Source organism: [Acidovorax] ebreus TPSY, from assembly GCF_000022305.1.
GTDB lineage: Bacteria > Pseudomonadota > Gammaproteobacteria > Burkholderiales > Burkholderiaceae_C > Diaphorobacter > Diaphorobacter nitroreducens.
Genome location: NC_011992.1, coordinates 3,738,164 through 3,752,112, shown reverse-complemented (window position 1 = coordinate 3,752,112; position 13,949 = coordinate 3,738,164). Strand labels below are relative to the sequence as shown.

The 13,949-nt window shown below is 68.2% G+C and carries 15 protein-coding genes; 13 read left to right on the top strand and 2 right to left on the bottom strand.

Annotation, left to right across the window (positions count from 1 at the left end):
- Positions 1–9 precede the first annotated feature (9 nt).
- From DTPSY_RS17540 to DTPSY_RS17500, 9 genes are all read left to right on the top strand, one after another.
- A complete protein-coding gene (locus DTPSY_RS17540; protein WP_015914705.1) occupies positions 10–318 on the top strand; it encodes a hypothetical protein in 309 nt (102 codons plus the stop codon).
- Positions 315–1,667 carry a P-type conjugative transfer protein TrbL gene (gene trbL, locus DTPSY_RS17535; RefSeq protein WP_015914704.1) on the top strand — a complete coding sequence of 451 codons (1,353 nt, stop codon included), beginning with the start codon at positions 315–317 and terminating at the stop codon, positions 1,665–1,667. The genes DTPSY_RS17540 and trbL overlap by 4 nt, the downstream gene beginning before the upstream one ends.
- Positions 1,668–1,685: 18 nt before the next feature.
- Positions 1,686–2,390: a conjugal transfer protein TrbF gene (gene trbF, locus DTPSY_RS17530; protein ID WP_013519646.1), complete on the top strand. Its 705-nt coding sequence runs from the start codon at positions 1,686–1,688 to the stop codon at positions 2,388–2,390.
- Positions 2,387–3,379: a P-type conjugative transfer protein TrbG gene (gene trbG, locus DTPSY_RS17525; RefSeq protein WP_015914703.1), complete on the top strand. Its 993-nt coding sequence runs from the start codon at positions 2,387–2,389 to the stop codon at positions 3,377–3,379. The genes trbF and trbG overlap by 4 nt, the downstream gene beginning before the upstream one ends.
- Before the next feature lie 2 nt (positions 3,380–3,381).
- Positions 3,382–4,653 (top strand): TraB/TrbI/VirB10 family type IV secretion system protein, encoded by a 1,272-nt coding sequence (locus DTPSY_RS17520; protein ID WP_015914702.1) that lies wholly within the window; start codon positions 3,382–3,384, stop codon positions 4,651–4,653.
- Positions 4,650–4,895 (top strand): DUF2274 domain-containing protein, encoded by a 246-nt coding sequence (locus tag DTPSY_RS17515; protein WP_015914701.1) that lies wholly within the window; start codon positions 4,650–4,652, stop codon positions 4,893–4,895. The genes DTPSY_RS17520 and DTPSY_RS17515 overlap by 4 nt, the downstream gene beginning before the upstream one ends.
- 339 nt (positions 4,896–5,234) lie before the next feature.
- On the top strand, positions 5,235–6,638 hold the full coding sequence (mnmE, locus tag DTPSY_RS17510) for a tRNA uridine-5-carboxymethylaminomethyl(34) synthesis GTPase MnmE (RefSeq protein ID WP_015914700.1): 1,404 nt from the start codon (positions 5,235–5,237) through the stop codon (positions 6,636–6,638).
- An 87-nt stretch (positions 6,639–6,725) separates the two neighbouring features.
- Entirely contained in the window at positions 6,726–7,217 is a 492-nt protein-coding gene (locus tag DTPSY_RS17505; RefSeq protein ID WP_041839105.1) for a Crp/Fnr family transcriptional regulator, read from the top strand.
- Between the two features lie 137 nt (positions 7,218–7,354).
- Complete coding sequence (locus DTPSY_RS17500) at positions 7,355–8,191, top strand: hypothetical protein (protein WP_015914698.1); 837 nt, start codon at positions 7,355–7,357, stop codon at positions 8,189–8,191.
- Between the two features lie 35 nt (positions 8,192–8,226).
- On the opposite strand, the gene DTPSY_RS17495 is transcribed toward DTPSY_RS17500, so the two are convergent.
- Complete coding sequence (locus DTPSY_RS17495; protein WP_015914697.1) at positions 8,227–8,781, bottom strand: adenine phosphoribosyltransferase; 555 nt, start codon at positions 8,779–8,781, stop codon at positions 8,227–8,229.
- 70 nt (positions 8,782–8,851) lie between these two features.
- Entirely contained in the window at positions 8,852–10,837 is a 1,986-nt protein-coding gene (locus tag DTPSY_RS17490; protein ID WP_015914696.1) for a monovalent cation:proton antiporter family protein, read from the bottom strand.
- A 48-nt stretch (positions 10,838–10,885) separates the two neighbouring features.
- Here DTPSY_RS17490 and DTPSY_RS17485 point away from each other — a divergent pair, with 48 nt between their 5' ends.
- The 4 genes from DTPSY_RS17485 to DTPSY_RS17470 are packed head-to-tail and all read left to right on the top strand — an operon-like array spanning position 10,886 to position 13,900.
- Entirely contained in the window at positions 10,886–11,887 is a 1,002-nt protein-coding gene (locus DTPSY_RS17485) for a KpsF/GutQ family sugar-phosphate isomerase (RefSeq protein ID WP_015914695.1), read from the top strand.
- The gene (locus DTPSY_RS17480; RefSeq protein ID WP_015914694.1) at positions 11,887–12,465 is read left to right on the top strand and encodes a KdsC family phosphatase; all 579 of its coding nucleotides are present in this window, start codon (positions 11,887–11,889) and stop codon (positions 12,463–12,465) included. Before DTPSY_RS17485 ends, DTPSY_RS17480 begins: the two co-directional genes overlap by 1 nt.
- On the top strand, positions 12,462–13,082 hold the full coding sequence (lptC, locus tag DTPSY_RS17475; RefSeq protein ID WP_015914693.1) for an LPS export ABC transporter periplasmic protein LptC: 621 nt from the start codon (positions 12,462–12,464) through the stop codon (positions 13,080–13,082). The genes DTPSY_RS17480 and lptC overlap by 4 nt, the downstream gene beginning before the upstream one ends.
- Before the next feature lie 5 nt (positions 13,083–13,087).
- A complete protein-coding gene (locus DTPSY_RS17470) occupies positions 13,088–13,900 on the top strand; it encodes an SDR family oxidoreductase (RefSeq protein WP_015914692.1) in 813 nt (270 codons plus the stop codon).
- The last annotated feature ends 49 nt before the right edge of the window (positions 13,901–13,949 follow it).

Genomic DNA, 13,949 nt, shown 5'->3' with positions numbered 1-13,949 from the left:
GAGGCTGCCATGCAACGCACGCCCGTCGTGTTTGCCTTCGCCGTTCATGCGCTGGTGCTGGCCGGCTGTGACCGGCCGCAGCAGGTGCCGGTGAACGCGCTCGCCGCCGACCCGGCCCGGCTGCACGCGCTGCGCGCGCACGACGGCGCGTTTTGCACGCAGGTGGCTCAAGCCGACCTGCGGCGCTTTCTCTCGGGCCAGGCCGGGCCGGACGAGTACCAGACGCTGGCCGACCTGCCGCCGATCCCACCCAGCTTCGATGAACCCGCCGATGGCGGTGCGGCAGTCGCTCTGCTTGGGCAGGAGGCCTCGCCATGAACGACGTGACGGTCATCGACCGCTTCCTCGACACCTTCTCGCGCTACATCGACTCGGGCTTTGGCCTGTTGCACGGCGAAGTGGCGTTTCTGACCGCCACGCTGATCGTCATCGACATGACGCTCGCCGGGCTGTTCTGGGCGATGAGCCATGCCACCGGCCAGGGCGAGGACGTGATCGCCAAGCTGATCCGCAAGGTGCTGTACGTCGGCGCCTTCGCCTACATCATCGGCAACTTCAACTGGTTGGTCGGCATCGTGTTCCGCTCCTTCGCCGGGCTGGGCCTGACGGCCAGCGGCTCGACCTTGAGCATGGAGAACTTCCTGCAACCGGGCCGGCTGGCGAAGGTCGGCATCGACGCCGGGGCGCCGATCCTGAAACAGATCGGCGACATGGCGGGCTTTCCCGAAGTGTTCGTGAACATCACGCCCATCGTCGTGATGTTCCTCGCGTGGCTGATCGTCCTGCTGTGCTTCTTCGTGCTGGCGATCCAGCTTTTCATCACGCTGATCGAGTTCAAGCTAACAACGCTCGCGGGCTTCGTGCTGGTGCCGTTCGCGCTGTGGAACAAGACGGCGTTCCTGGCCGAGAAGGTACTTGGCAACGTGGTGTCGTCAGGCATCAAGGTGCTGGTGCTCGCGGTCATCGTCGGCATCGGCTCCGGGCTGTTCGCCGAGTTTCAGGTGCAGCCGGCCGAGCCATCCATCGACCACTCCGTGGTCGTGATGCTGGCCTCGCTGACCCTGTTGGCGCTGGGCATCTTCGGGCCGGGCATTGCGACCGGGCTGGTGTCCGGCGGGCCGCAGCTCGGCGCGGGTGCGATGGCCGGTGCCGCTCTGGGTGCGGCCGGTGCTGCTGTTGCCGTGGGCGCCGCAGCCACGGGCGTCGGCGGTGCAGTCGCCGCCGGGGCGCGCATGGCGCCCGCAGCCGCCAGGCTGGCGGGCAGCGGAGCGCGGGCCGCCACCGGAGCCGCCAGCAGCGCACGGTCAGCGTTTCAGGCGGGTTCTGCATCCGCTGGCGGTGGCCTCAGGGGCACAGCCGCCGGCGTGGGCAATGTCGCCAAGACCGGCGCACAGGCGGCCGGGCAGAAGGTGGCCGAAGGCGCGCGCTCGATGAGGGAGCATGTCGCTGCTGCCTTCCGGCCCGACGACGCCGGATCGGCTTCGGGGGCCGGCGCCGCGCAGGCGGCAAACGAGCCAACCCCATCCACTGCGCAACCCGCCTGGGCCAAGCGTCTGCATCGCAGACAGCAGCTCACCCATGCCGCGACGACTGCCGCCCACACGCTGCGCGGCGGCGATGGCGGTAGTTCCAGCCAGGGGCCAAGCCTTCGTGATTCCGATTCCTGATCCTCAAGGAGAACACCCATGCGATTCAAACGACCGCAGGTGCGCTACGCCGACACGCCGCAGCCTGCCACCCCATACCAGTCCGCCGCCCAAATCTGGGACGAGCGCATCGGCTCGGCCCGCGTGCAGGCGAAGAACTGGCGCTTCATGGCCTTTGGCTGCCTCACCTTGGCCGTGCTGATGGCCGGCGGGCTGGTGTGGCGTTCGGCGCAGTCCATCGTGACGCCCTACGTCATTGAGGTGGACAACGCGGGCCAGGTGCGTGCTGTCGGCGAAGCCGCCACGCCGTACCGGCCCAGCGATGCGCAGATCGCCTACCACCTGGGCCGCTTCATCGGCCTGGTGCGCTCGCTGTCCATCGACCCGATCGTGGTGCGGCAGAACTGGCTCGATGCCTACGACTACACGACCGACAAGGGCGCGGTCGTGCTCAACGAGTACGCCCGTGTGAACGATCCGTTCGCGCGCATCGGCAAGGAGTCGGTGACGGTGCAGATCAGCAGCGTGACCCGTGCCAGCGACACCTCGTTCAACGTGCGCTGGACGGAGACGCGCTTTGTGAACGGTGCGCTGGATCGCACCGAACGTTGGAATGCCGTGGTTTCCATCGTGCAGCAGACGCCGCGCACCGAGCAGCGCCTGCGCAAGAACCCCCTGGGCATCTACGTCAATGGGCTGTCATGGAGCCGCGAACTGGAAGGAAACGAAGGAGCAAAACCATGAATGATCTTTTCCGTAAATCCGCCTTGCCGGTGATGCTTCTGGCTTCGACCGTGCTGTTCTCTGGTTGCGCCACGCAGGGCAAGCCGCCGCCGTCCATTTCGCTCGATGAGCCGGTGCAGGCCCAGCCACTGCCGGAGCCGCCTGCGCCTGTGGAGGTGGTGGCCGTGCCGCAGGTGCTGCCGATGCCGGCGCAGATGAAACCTGTGCCGGATGCCAAGCCCGCCGCAGAACCCGCCGATGAAACCTTGCGGGTGTCCCGCGCCAACGCCGAGGCGCGCATTGCGCCCACGCGCGAAGGCTACGTCAATGCGATTCAGGTGTGGCCCTTCACGGATGGCGCGCTGTACCAGGTCTATGCGGCCGTGGGCCGCGTGACCGTGATCGCGCTCCAGCCCGGTGAGGAACTGGTGACGGTGGCCGCAGGCGATACCGTGCGCTGGATCGTGGGCGACACATCGAGCGGCAGCGGTGATGCGCTGCGCGTCAATGTGATGGTCAAACCGATCCGCTCGGGCCTCAAGACCAATCTGGTCATCACGACCAGCCGTAGGACGTACCTGCTGGAGCTGACCTCGACCGAGAAGACGTGGATGGCGTCGGTGTCCTGGGAGTATCCGAAGGACAAGATGCTGGCCTTGCAGCGCCAGTCGCAGGTGGCCAATGCCGCCGCGCCAGTCGATGCCGGGCTGTCGCTGGAGAAGATCCGTTTCCGCTACGCCGTCAGCGGCAGCAATCCGCCCTGGAAGCCGCTGCGCGCTTTCGACGACGGCGAGAAGGTCTACATCCAGTTTCCGCCGGGCATTGCCCAAGGCGAGTTGCCGCCGCTGTTCGTGATCGGCGCGCAGGGCGACGGGCAACTGGTGAACTACCGCTTCCGCGCGCCGTACTACATCGTGGATCGGCTGTTTGGCGCGGCCGAGCTGCGCCTGGGCGGAGACAAGGGCGATGTGGTGCGGATCGAGCGCACGGACGGCACGCGGAGGAACTGACCATGAGCCAGGACGACACTCCAGACCTTGCCGCGCCACAGGCGGGCAAGGTCGCGCCCGAAGCGGTGGCGCTGCGCGCCCAGCCGCGCCCGGTCACACGTTTGAACCGGCGCACGCTGGCCATTCTCGTCGGCGGCCTGTCGGTCGCAGTGCTCGGGGCCACGATTTGGTCGTTGCAGCCGCATCGGCGCGGGGCGGGCGAGCAGACCGAGCTTTACAACGTCGATCGCGTCTCGAAGTCGGAAGGGCTGGACGGACTGCCTGCCGACTACTCGAAGCTGCCGCCGAAGGTGCCTGAGCTGGGGCCGGCGCTGCCGGGCGACCTCGGCCCGGCCATCGTGCATTCTCAACAGCCGGTGACGCCAGCCTACGCACCGCCGGGACATGATCCGGCGGACGCCCGGCGCAAGGAGGCCGATGCAGCGGCGGGTTCGTCGGTGTTCTTCCGTTCGGGCAACCAAGGCAAGGCCACCGCGCCGGTCACGGCGCAAGCCGCTGCGGCTGCGCCCGGTAGTGCCTTGGCGGGCTTCGACCCGCTGGCCGCTGGCCCGGCCTCTACGGCGGCCCAGTCATCCGACCCGACCGCCGTGCAGAACCGGCAAGACCAGAAAGAGGCTTTCCTGAAAGGCGGCTCTACGGAAACCCGCAATTCCGGCAATCTGCAAATGCCGTCCTCGCCGTATCAGGTAATGGCCGGGACGGTGATGGCTGGGGCGCTGGTCACGGGCATCAAGTCCGATTTGCCGGGCGACGTGATCGCCACGGTGACGGAGCCGGTCTATGACTCGGCTACGGGCAAGTTCCTGCTGATCCCACAGGGATCGCGCATCCTGGGCAAGTACAACAGCCAGGTGAGCTACGGGCAGAGCCGCGTGCAGGTGGTGTGGAACCGCGTCATCCTGCCGGACACGTCATCGCTGAAGCTCGACAACCTGGCGGGCACCGACCCTGCCGGCTACGCCGGCCTGGAGGATGGCGTCGATTGGCATTGGGATCGCGTCTTTGCCGGTGCGGCGCTGACCACGTTGCTGGGCGTGGGCGCCGAACTGGCCGCGCCGGAGAACCGGCAGAACGGCAATCGCATCGTGATCGCTGGGCGCGACAGCGCACAGGACAGCATCAATCAGGTCGGACAGGAGATGACCCGGCGCAACATGAACATCCAGTCGACGCTGACCGAGCGGCCGGGCCTGCCGGTGCGCATCATCGTCAACCGCGATCTGGTGTTGCGGCCGTACCAGCCGATGTTCTTCCAGCGGGGGGCCATGCAATGAGCACGACCAAGAAGCTGCGGCTCGGGCCGCTGCCCAAGACCGAGAGCACGAAGCTCACGTTCTCCTGCCCGGCCAGCCTCAAGGCCGACCTCGACCGCTACGCCGCGCTGCACGCGCAGGCGTATGGCGAGGCGGTCGATGCCACGACGTTGATTCCCCACATGCTGGAGGCATTCATGGCCGGCGACCGGGGATTCAGGAAGGGAAGCGGGAGCAAGGCCGCACCGCCGAAGTCGGGTTGACGATACGAGCGTATCCGCCATCCGCTCACCAAGAAAGCGCAGCCCACTGGCTGCGCTTTCGCTTTTGAGGAGCCTTCTGGAAGTGCAGGACTATGATGACCGATGCGACCTTGCCTGCTGCGGTGCCCTTGCGCTTACCACCGCGAAGCGCCTATGCGGCACCTAGCTCGAAAAGCAGCAAGAGCACACAACGGCTGAAATCTAGCCTAACCTATTACCCCATAAGACCTTTTGCCCCGTTGCATGTCTGCATGAAAGACTTGACAGCGGACATTTTTCATGGCGCCGGGCGGGGCGCGGCTATCATGCGCTGCCCCTCTCCACCGCACCTGTAAGCCCATGCTGCCGCGCCATTCCGACCCCATCGTTGCCATTGCCACCGCGCCGGGGCGCGGCGCGGTCGGCATCGTGCGGGTCTCGGGCAAGCAGATCGGTGCACTGGTGCAGGCGCTGTGCGGCCGTGCGCTCAAGCCGCGCGAGGCCACCTATCTGCCGTTTCGGGATGCCGCGGGCCAGGCCATCGACCAGGGGCTGGCGCTGTACTTTCCCGCGCCGCACAGCTACACCGGCGAGGACGTGCTGGAGCTGCAGGCCCATGGCGGCCCCGTGGTGCTGCAGCTGCTGCTGGCGCGCTGCCTGGAGGCTGCCACGGGCGGCGTGCTGGACCGCCTGCGGCTGGCCGAGCCCGGCGAGTTCACCGAGCGCGCCTTCCTCAACAACAAGATCGACCTGGCCCAGGCCGAGGCGATCGCCGACCTGATCGACGCCAGCACCGAGGCGGCCGCGCGCGGCGCCAGCCGTTCGCTGTCGGGCGACTTCTCGCGCGAGATCCACACGCTGCGTGACGCGCTGGTGCACCTGCGCATGCTGGTGGAGGCCACCCTGGACTTTCCTGAAGAGGAAATCGACTTCCTGCGCAAGGCAGACGCGCGCGGGCAGCTATCGAATTTGCAGCAATCGCTGGCCCGCGTGATGCAGCGTGCCGGCCAAGGCGCGTTGCTGCGCGAGGGCATTAAGGTGGTGATCGCCGGGCAGCCTAACGCGGGCAAGAGCTCGCTGCTGAACGCGCTGGCAGGGGCGGAACTGGCCATCGTCACGCCGATCGCCGGCACCACGCGCGACAAGGTGCAGCAGACCATCCAGATCGAGGGCGTGCCGCTGCACGTGATCGACACGGCGGGCCTGCGCGAAAGCGACGACGAGGTCGAGCGCATCGGCATCGCCCGCGCCTGGGACGAGATCGCGGGCGCCGACGCGGTGCTGTTCCTGCACGACCTCACGCGCTGGGGCAGTGCGCAGTACCAGGACGACGACGCCGCCATTGCGCACACGCTCTCCACCCGGCTGCCCGCGGGCGTGCCGGTGGTCGACGTCTGGAACAAGGCCGACGCCGCCCCGCAGGCGGCGGCGCCTGCGCGCGAGGGTGAGAGCCAGGCGGTGCTGCTGTCCGCGCGCACCGGCCAGGGGCTGGATACGCTGCGTCGGCAATTGCTGCAAATCGCGGGCTGGCAGTCGGCTGCGGAGGGCGTGTACATCGCCCGCGCGCGCCACATCGAAGCCTTGCGCGCCGTGGACGCCCACCTCATGGAGGCGGCCGCGCAGCTGGAAAGCGACGGGCCGGCGCTGGACCTGCTGGCCGAGGAGCTGCGCCTGGCGCAAAACGCCCTCAACACCATCACGGGCGAGTTCACGTCCGACGATCTGCTCGGTGTCATCTTCTCCAGCTTCTGCATCGGCAAATAGCCGGCGCGGCGGGCGCGCAACGCCATGTGTAAGTAAGGGTAATGAGTGCTTGTGCAGATGACGGAGGCGCGTTACCGTTCGCGCCCGATGAATGCCATCACCGCTCCCTCCTCCAAAGTCGACCTTTCGGGTCTGATCCAGGCCATCACCCACGCGACGGCGGACGACAGCATGAACAACGTGCTCACCGCCGAGCAGTGGGATTGGCTGTCCGCCTACCTGTTGCCCATCAGCATCCCCTCGGGACAGGTGCTGTTTGCCAAGGGCACCAACGACCGCACCTTGTACCTGGTGGAAAGCGGCTCGCTCAGCGTGCACTTCGAGGACGAGAAGCAGCGGCTGCGCCTGGCCATCGTCGGCCCCGGCTCGATGGTGGGCGAGGGGGCGTTCTTTTCCCATCAGCCCCGCAGCGCCACGGTGCAGGCGGGCGCACCGAGCAAGCTCTGGAGCCTGCCGGCTCTGCGCTTTACGGAACTTTGCAATCGCCAACCGGCGGTAGCGCTGCACTTGGCGATGGCGGCCGGCGCCGTGCTGGCCAAGCGCCTGGGCAACCGCCGCCGCCGCATCGCGGCGACCTGAGCACGGCGCGCGAGCGCCACGCTTTGTGACCACAGCGCCCATCGCGGCGCGGCCGACCCTGCAACTGTCACGCCTCGGCCGAGGCGCGCGCAGTACACTTGCCGACGTTTTTTGAGCGCTTCTTCGCGAAGGCAAGCATGTCATTGTTCAGCTGGTTCACCCGCAAATCCAAGCCTCCGGTCGCGCGTGCGCGCCCGGCACCCGCCGCTGCCCAGGCCAACGGCGCGGCCCCGGCGCGCGCAGGCAAACCCCTGCTGGAGCCGCAACCCGCCGCGGCCCCCGAGCCCGCCACGGGCCGCAAGAACGAACGCATGGAGCGCCGCGAGCTGCTGTACACCGTGGTGCGTGACGCCATGGTGCGTGCCGGCGTGCTGTCGGCGGGGTACAAGTTCAAGGTGCTGTCGCTGGACCAGCGTGGGGCGCAGTTCCTGGTGATGATGGACTTGGCGCCGGAGTATGGGCGGGACATGGCGCGGCTGGGCGAGATCGAAACCCTGGTGACGCAGACCGCTCGTTCTCGTTTCGACATCCTGGTGACTGCCGTGTATTGGCGCACCAACGACCAGATCAGCACGGGCGTGCAGGTGCGCACCCCGGCGGCCCAGGCGCCTGCGCCGCAGGCTTCTGCCGCCCCCGCATCGCCCATCATTTCCGGGACGCCCCGGCCCGCCGCTGCCGCGTCGCAAGGAGCGGCACTACCCTCGCGTCCAGCGCCGCTGGTGCCACCCGCGCCCGCGCGCGCGGCGCCGCGGTTCGAGCCCATCGAGGCCGACGAGGTGGCGGCGTTCAAGCAGGCGCTCACCAGCGCTGTGGCGCGTGCGCCCGCGGCCGCGCCGGCTCTGGGCGTTACCACGCGCAGCGGCCCGCTGCTGCCGCCAAGCCCCGCGCCCACGGGGTTCGAGGACACCATCATGCCGGGGCAGGACGGCCGGTCGTCCGACCTCAGCTCCACGCAATACGGCGACCTGCGCTGAAGAACCGGCTGCGGGGACTGCGGCAGCCCAGCGGTCTAGTGGCCGCTGAAGTCCACCAGCGTGTACAGCGGCAGTCCGCTGGCACGCAGGCGTGCCGAGCCGCCGAGTTCCGGTAAATCCACGATGGCGGCGCCTTCCATGACGGTCGCGCCCAGTTTTTCCAGCAGTTTCTTGCCGGCCATCATCGTGCCGCCGGTGGCGATCAGGTCGTCGATCAGCAGCACCCGGTCGCCGGGCTGGACCGCGTCCGCGTGCAGTTCCACGGTCGCGCTGCCGTACTCGAGTTCGTAGGTTTCCTCGACGGTGGTGAAAGGCAGCTTGCCCTTCTTGCGGATGGGAACGAAGCCCACATTCAACTCATAGGCCACCACCGCGCCCAGGATGAAGCCGCGGGCGTCCAGTCCGGCCACCACATCGGGGCGCAGCGCGCGGTCCATGTAGCGGTGCACGAAGGCATCGATCAGCACGCGGAACACTTTGGGGTTTTGCAGCAGGGGCGTGATGTCGCGGAACTGCACCCCCGGCGCCGGCCAGTCAGGGACGGTGCGGATGTGCTGGCGCAGGTAGTCGTTGACGCTAAGGGCTGTCATGGGTGGGGCAAAAGAGAGAACGATTCGGATGTGCAGACCCTGCCGGGCACCGCCAGGGCGCACAGTGTAATCAGCCGCGCAGCAGCTTCTCCTCTGCCAGGCCCAGGGCGGTGGGATGGCCGGACAGCACCAGCGTGTCGCCTTCGGCCAGGGGCGTGCGGTCGTCGGGCGGGGACATGGCGCCGCTGGCGCGACGCACGTTGACCAGGCGCACGCCGATGCCATGCAGGGGCAGGTCGGCCAGCGGCTTCCCCACCACGGCGGCTCCCGCGGGCAGGGACAGGGAGTACAGCCGCTCCTGGTCGCGTTCGGACGGCGTGTCGTCGTCCGCCCCGTGGAAGTAGCCGCGCAGCAGGCCGTAACGTGCATCGCGCTGGTCTTGCACCAGGCGCAGCACGCGGCGCATGGGCACGCCCAACAACGCCAGTGCGTGGCTGGCCAGCATCAGCGAGCCCTCGATGGCCTCGGGCACCACCTCGGTGGCGCCGGCCTCCTGCAATTTTTCCAGTTGAGAGTCGTCCTGGGTGCGCACGACCACGGGGAGCTGTGGCGCGTGGGTGCGCGCATGGTGAATCACCTTGAGCGCGGCGGGAGTGTCCAGGTAGGTGACGACCAGGGCGGCCGCACGCGCCAGGCCCGCTGCCTTGAGCGCCTGCAGACGCGTGGCGTCGCCGAACACGACCGAGTTGCCCGCGGCGGCGGCCTGCCGCACGCGGTCGGGGTCCAGGTCCAGCGCCATGTAGGCGATGCCTTCGCGCTCCAGCATGCGCGCCAGGTTCTGCCCCGAGCGGCCGTAGCCGCAGATCAGCACGTGCCCGCTGGTGTTGATGGCCTGGCGCGCGATGGTGGTCACCTGCAGCGACTGCTGCAGCCAGTCGCTGGCCACCAGCTTCATGACGATGCGGTTGCTGTACTGGATGAGGAATGGCGTAGCCAGCATGGACAGCACCATGGCCGCCAGCACCGGGTTCATCAGTGCGGGCTGCAGCAGGCCGTGGACCTGCATGAGCGACAGCAGCACGAAGCTGAACTCCCCTGCCTGCGCCACGTACAGCGCGGTGCGCAGCGATACGCCCGTTGTCGTTCCCAACCCGCGGGCCAGCGCGACGATGATGGCCGTCTTGATCAGCAGCGGCGCGGCCAGCAACACGAGCACCAGCGACCAACGCTCCACCAGCACGTGCCAGTCGAGCATCATGCCCACCGTGATGAAGAACAACCCCAGCAGCACGTCGTGGAAGGGGCGGATGTCGGTGCCCACCTGGTGCCGGTATTCGGTCTCGGACACCAGCACGCCGGCGATGAAGGCGCCCAGGGCCAGCGAGAGGCCTGCCAGTTCGGTCAGCCAGGCCAGCCCCAGCGTGACCAGCAGCAGGTTAAGCATGAACAGTTCGTCGCTCTTGCGCCGCGCCACCTGCGTGAGCCACCAGCGCATCACGCGTTGGCCGCCAACCAGCAGTACCGCCACGAGTACTGTGGCCTTCAGCAGGGCGACCGCCAGCGCCGTCAGCAGTTGCTCGGGCTCGGACCCCAGCGCAGGCACCAGCACCAGCAGGGGAACCACGGCCAAATCCTGGAACAGCAGGATGCCCAACACCCTGCGCCCATGCTCGCTCTCCAGCTCGCCGCGCTCGGACATCAGCTTCACGACGATCGCTGTACTGCTCATTGCCAGCGTTCCGCCCAGCGCCAGTGCGGTCTGCCAGCCCATGTCCCACACGCCGCCGGTCAGCCGCGCCAGCAGCAGCAACCATGCGGAGAAGGCCGCCATGCACGCCAGCACCTGCAGCAGGCCCAGGCCGAACACGTGGCGGCGCATGGCACGCAGCTTGGGCAGGTTGAATTCCAGGCCGATGGTGAACATGAGGAACACCACTCCGAATTCGCCCAGGTGGCGCACGCCTTCGGAGTTCTGCGTCAAGGCCAGGGCATGCGGGCCGATGAGGATGCCCGCCGCCAGATAGCCCATCATCGGCGGCAACCGCAGGCTGCGGCATGCCACCACGCCCAGCACGGCGGCCAGCAGGTAAAGCAGGGTCAGGGCGAGAGAGGACATGTTTCATCGTAGCCGAGCCGCAGGTGGGCCGACCGATAGAATTCATCCATGCCTGTCGCTCCTGCCGCTTCCTCGTCTTTCAATGCCGAACAGGCCCTGCGCTTGGGACGCGAGACCGTCCGCACGGAGGCCGAGGCGCTGCATGCCATGGGCGAGCGCCTGGGCGGCGGCTTCGTGCAGGTGGTGCAGCGCGTGTTGGCAACCACGGGCCGCGTGGTGGTCATGGGCATGGGCAAGAGCGGCCACGTGGGGCGCAAGATCGCCGCTACCTTGGCCTCCACCGGCACGCCCGCGTTCTTCGTGCACCCCGCCGAGGCCAGCCATGGCGACCTGGGCATGGTGACCAACGGCGACCTGGTGCTGGCGCTCTCCAACAGCGGCGAAAGCAGCGAGATCACCGTGCTGCTACCGGTGCTCAAGCGCCTGGGCGTCCCGCTGATCGCGATGACGGGCGGGCTGCAGTCCACCCTGGCGCGCCACGCGGACCTGGTGCTGGACTGCAGCGTGCAGCGCGAGGCCTGCCCGCTGAACCTGGCGCCTACCACCAGCACCACGGCGCAGCTGGCCATGGGCGACGCGCTGGCGGTGGCGCTGCTCGACGCGCGCGGCTTTTGCCCCGAGGATTTCGCGCGGTCGCACCCCGGCGGTGCGCTGGGCCGCAAGCTGCTGACCCATGTGCGCGACGTCATGCGCGCGGGCGCCGACGTGCCGCACGTACCGCCCCATGCCAATTTCAGCACCCTGATGCGCGAGATGAGCGCCAAGGGCGTGGGCGCCACCGCGGTGGTAGACGATGCGGGCAGGCCCGTGGGTATCTTTACGGACGGCGACCTGCGCCGGCGCATCGAGGCCGGCGTGGACCTGCGCGAGACGCGCGCCCAGGACGTCATGCATGCCAGCCCGCGCACCATTGCAGCCGATGCCCTGGCGGCCGATGCGGCGCAGGCCATGGAGCACCACTCGATCACCAGCGTGCTGGTCACGGACGACGACGGCGTGCTGGTGGGCGTGGTGCACATCGGCGACCTGATGCGAGCCAAGGTGATCTGATGTCCCAGTCCAATGCCACGCCGCTGCCCCCCCTGCAACCGGCCCTGCAGTTCGATCCGCAACTCCTGCTGCTGGCGCAGCCGGTGCGCGTCGCCTTCTTCGACGTGGACGGTGTGCTGACCGACGGCGGCCTGTATTTCTCTGAAGTGGGCGAGACCCTCAAGCGTTTTCATACGCTTGACGGACACGGCATCAAGCTGCTGCAGCAGGCGGGCATCACGCCCGCGGTGGTCACGGGGCGTGATTCACCGGCGCTGCGGCTGCGCTTGAAAGCGCTGGGGGTGATGCATGCACGTTTCGGCACCGAGGACAAGCGCCCGGCGGCCGAGTCCATCCTGGCCGAGCTGGGCCTGTCGTGGCCTCAGGCCGCCGCCATCGGAGACGACTGGCCCGACCTGCCGGTGATGCGCCGTGTGGCCTTCGCCTGCGCGCCCGCACAGGCCCACATCGAGGCCCGCGCCGTCGCCCACCATGTCACCGCCGCGCCGGGTGGCGCGGGTGCGGCGCGGGAGTTCTGCGACCTGCTGCTGGTCGCCAGTGGCCGTTACGCCGGTCTGTTGGCCGCGCATGCCGCATGACCTCACGCCTCCGCCTAGCGTGGGAACGCCTGTCGCTCTACCTGCCCGTGCTGCTCATGGGGCTGCTGGCGCTGGGCTCCTGGTGGCTGGTGCGCAACGCGCCGCGGCCGCAGCAGCCGGCGCAGGAGCGCCCCGTGAGCCACGAGCCCGACTACTACATGCGCGACTTCGCGGTCAAAAGCTTTGATGCCACGGGCCGACTGCAGAGCGAGATCCGCGGCACCCTGGCGCGCCACTACGCGGACAACGACACGCTGGAGATCGACCAGGCGCGCATGCGCTCGGTGAACGAGGAGGGGCGCGTCGTCACCGCCCGTGCGAATCGTGCGCTGTCCAACGGGGACGGCAGCGAGGTTCAGCTCTACGGCAATGCCATCGTTACGCGCGAGGCGTCTGCCCCCGAAGGCCGCGCTCCGGTGCCGCGGCTGGAGTTCCAGGGGGAGTTCCTGCATGCATGGGTGAATGAAGAGCGCGTGCGCTCCGACCAGCCCGTGACACTCAAGCGCGGCGCCGACACGTTCACCGCCGACAGCATGGACTACGACAACCTGGAGCAGGTCATGCAACTGCGCGGCCGCGTGCGCGGCACGCTGATGCCCGCACCCGTGCGCCGTTGACCGAGATGGCGCGTTCGGCTCCGCAAGACCGCCCGCTGGTGTTGATCACTGGAGCCTCCAGCGGCATCGGCCAGGCGCTGGCCGAGCGCTACCACCGGGCAGGGTGGCGGTTGGCCCTTGTGGCGCGGCGCGTCGATATGATCGAATCTTGGGCTAGGGCAGTAGGGATAAGCGCGAATAGCTATGAAATATATAGCGCAGATGTAGCGCAGCCTGACAGCGTCATCGCGGCCTGCCACGCTTGTCTGGAGCGCCAAGGGCTGCCCGATGTGGTGGTGGCCAACGCGGGAATCAGCGTCGGGGTGGACACGGCGCAGCGCGGCGACCTCGATGTCATGGCGCAGACCTTTGCCACCAACAACCTGGGCATGGCGGCCACCTTTCATCCGTTCATTGATGCGATGGTCCGCCGCGGCAGCGGCCGGCTGGTGGGAATCGGCAGTGTGGCGGGTATCCGGGGCCTGCCTGGCCATGGAGCTTATTGCGCGAGCAAGGCGGCGGTGATCAGCTACTGCGAGAGCCTGCGGGGGGAGTTGCGCGGCACCGGCGTGCAGGTGGTGACGATCTGCCCGGGCTATGTGGATACGCCGCTGACGCGGGAGAACCGGTATGCCATGCCCTTCCTGTTGCCGCCGCAGGCTTTTGCGGACCGCGCGTTCCGTGCCATTGAGGCGGGGGCGACGTACCGGGTGATTCCCTGGCAGATGTGCGTAGTGGCCAAACTGCTGCGCATATTGCCGGATGCGTGGTTCGACCGGCTGCTGGCGGGACGGCCACGCAAGCATCGCGCGGGCGAGGGCCGATCTTCCAATCCCTGAGGCTTGGAAGGACAAAAGGCTCCCGAGGGAGCCTTGTGATGGTGGAGCG

Bases quoted from the DNA above. Each gene is read 5' to 3' on its own strand.
- DTPSY_RS17495 (WP_015914697.1), bottom strand. From the start codon at position 8,781: ATGACAGCCCTTAGCGTCAACGACTACCTGCGCCAGCACATCCGCACC.
- DTPSY_RS17505 (WP_041839105.1), top strand. From the start codon at position 6,726: ATGAATGCCATCACCGCTCCCTCCTCCAAAGTCGACCTTTCGGGTCTG.
- trbG (WP_015914703.1), top strand. From the start codon at position 2,387: ATGAATGATCTTTTCCGTAAATCCGCCTTGCCGGTGATGCTTCTGGCT.
- DTPSY_RS17515 (WP_015914701.1), top strand. From the start codon at position 4,650: ATGAGCACGACCAAGAAGCTGCGGCTCGGGCCGCTGCCCAAGACCGAG.
- DTPSY_RS17470 (WP_015914692.1), top strand. From the start codon at position 13,088: ATGGCGCGTTCGGCTCCGCAAGACCGCCCGCTGGTGTTGATCACTGGA.
- DTPSY_RS17485 (WP_015914695.1), top strand. From the start codon at position 10,886: ATGCCTGTCGCTCCTGCCGCTTCCTCGTCTTTCAATGCCGAACAGGCC.
- mnmE (WP_015914700.1), top strand. From the start codon at position 5,235: ATGCTGCCGCGCCATTCCGACCCCATCGTTGCCATTGCCACCGCGCCG.
- trbF (WP_013519646.1), top strand. From the start codon at position 1,686: ATGCGATTCAAACGACCGCAGGTGCGCTACGCCGACACGCCGCAGCCT.
- lptC (WP_015914693.1), top strand. From the start codon at position 12,462: ATGACCTCACGCCTCCGCCTAGCGTGGGAACGCCTGTCGCTCTACCTG.
- DTPSY_RS17540 (WP_015914705.1), top strand. From the start codon at position 10: ATGCAACGCACGCCCGTCGTGTTTGCCTTCGCCGTTCATGCGCTGGTG.
- DTPSY_RS17520 (WP_015914702.1), top strand. From the start codon at position 3,382: ATGAGCCAGGACGACACTCCAGACCTTGCCGCGCCACAGGCGGGCAAG.
- trbL (WP_015914704.1), top strand. From the start codon at position 315: ATGAACGACGTGACGGTCATCGACCGCTTCCTCGACACCTTCTCGCGC.
- DTPSY_RS17480 (WP_015914694.1), top strand. From the start codon at position 11,887: ATGTCCCAGTCCAATGCCACGCCGCTGCCCCCCCTGCAACCGGCCCTG.
- DTPSY_RS17490 (WP_015914696.1), bottom strand. From the start codon at position 10,837: ATGTCCTCTCTCGCCCTGACCCTGCTTTACCTGCTGGCCGCCGTGCTG.
- DTPSY_RS17500 (WP_015914698.1), top strand. From the start codon at position 7,355: ATGTCATTGTTCAGCTGGTTCACCCGCAAATCCAAGCCTCCGGTCGCG.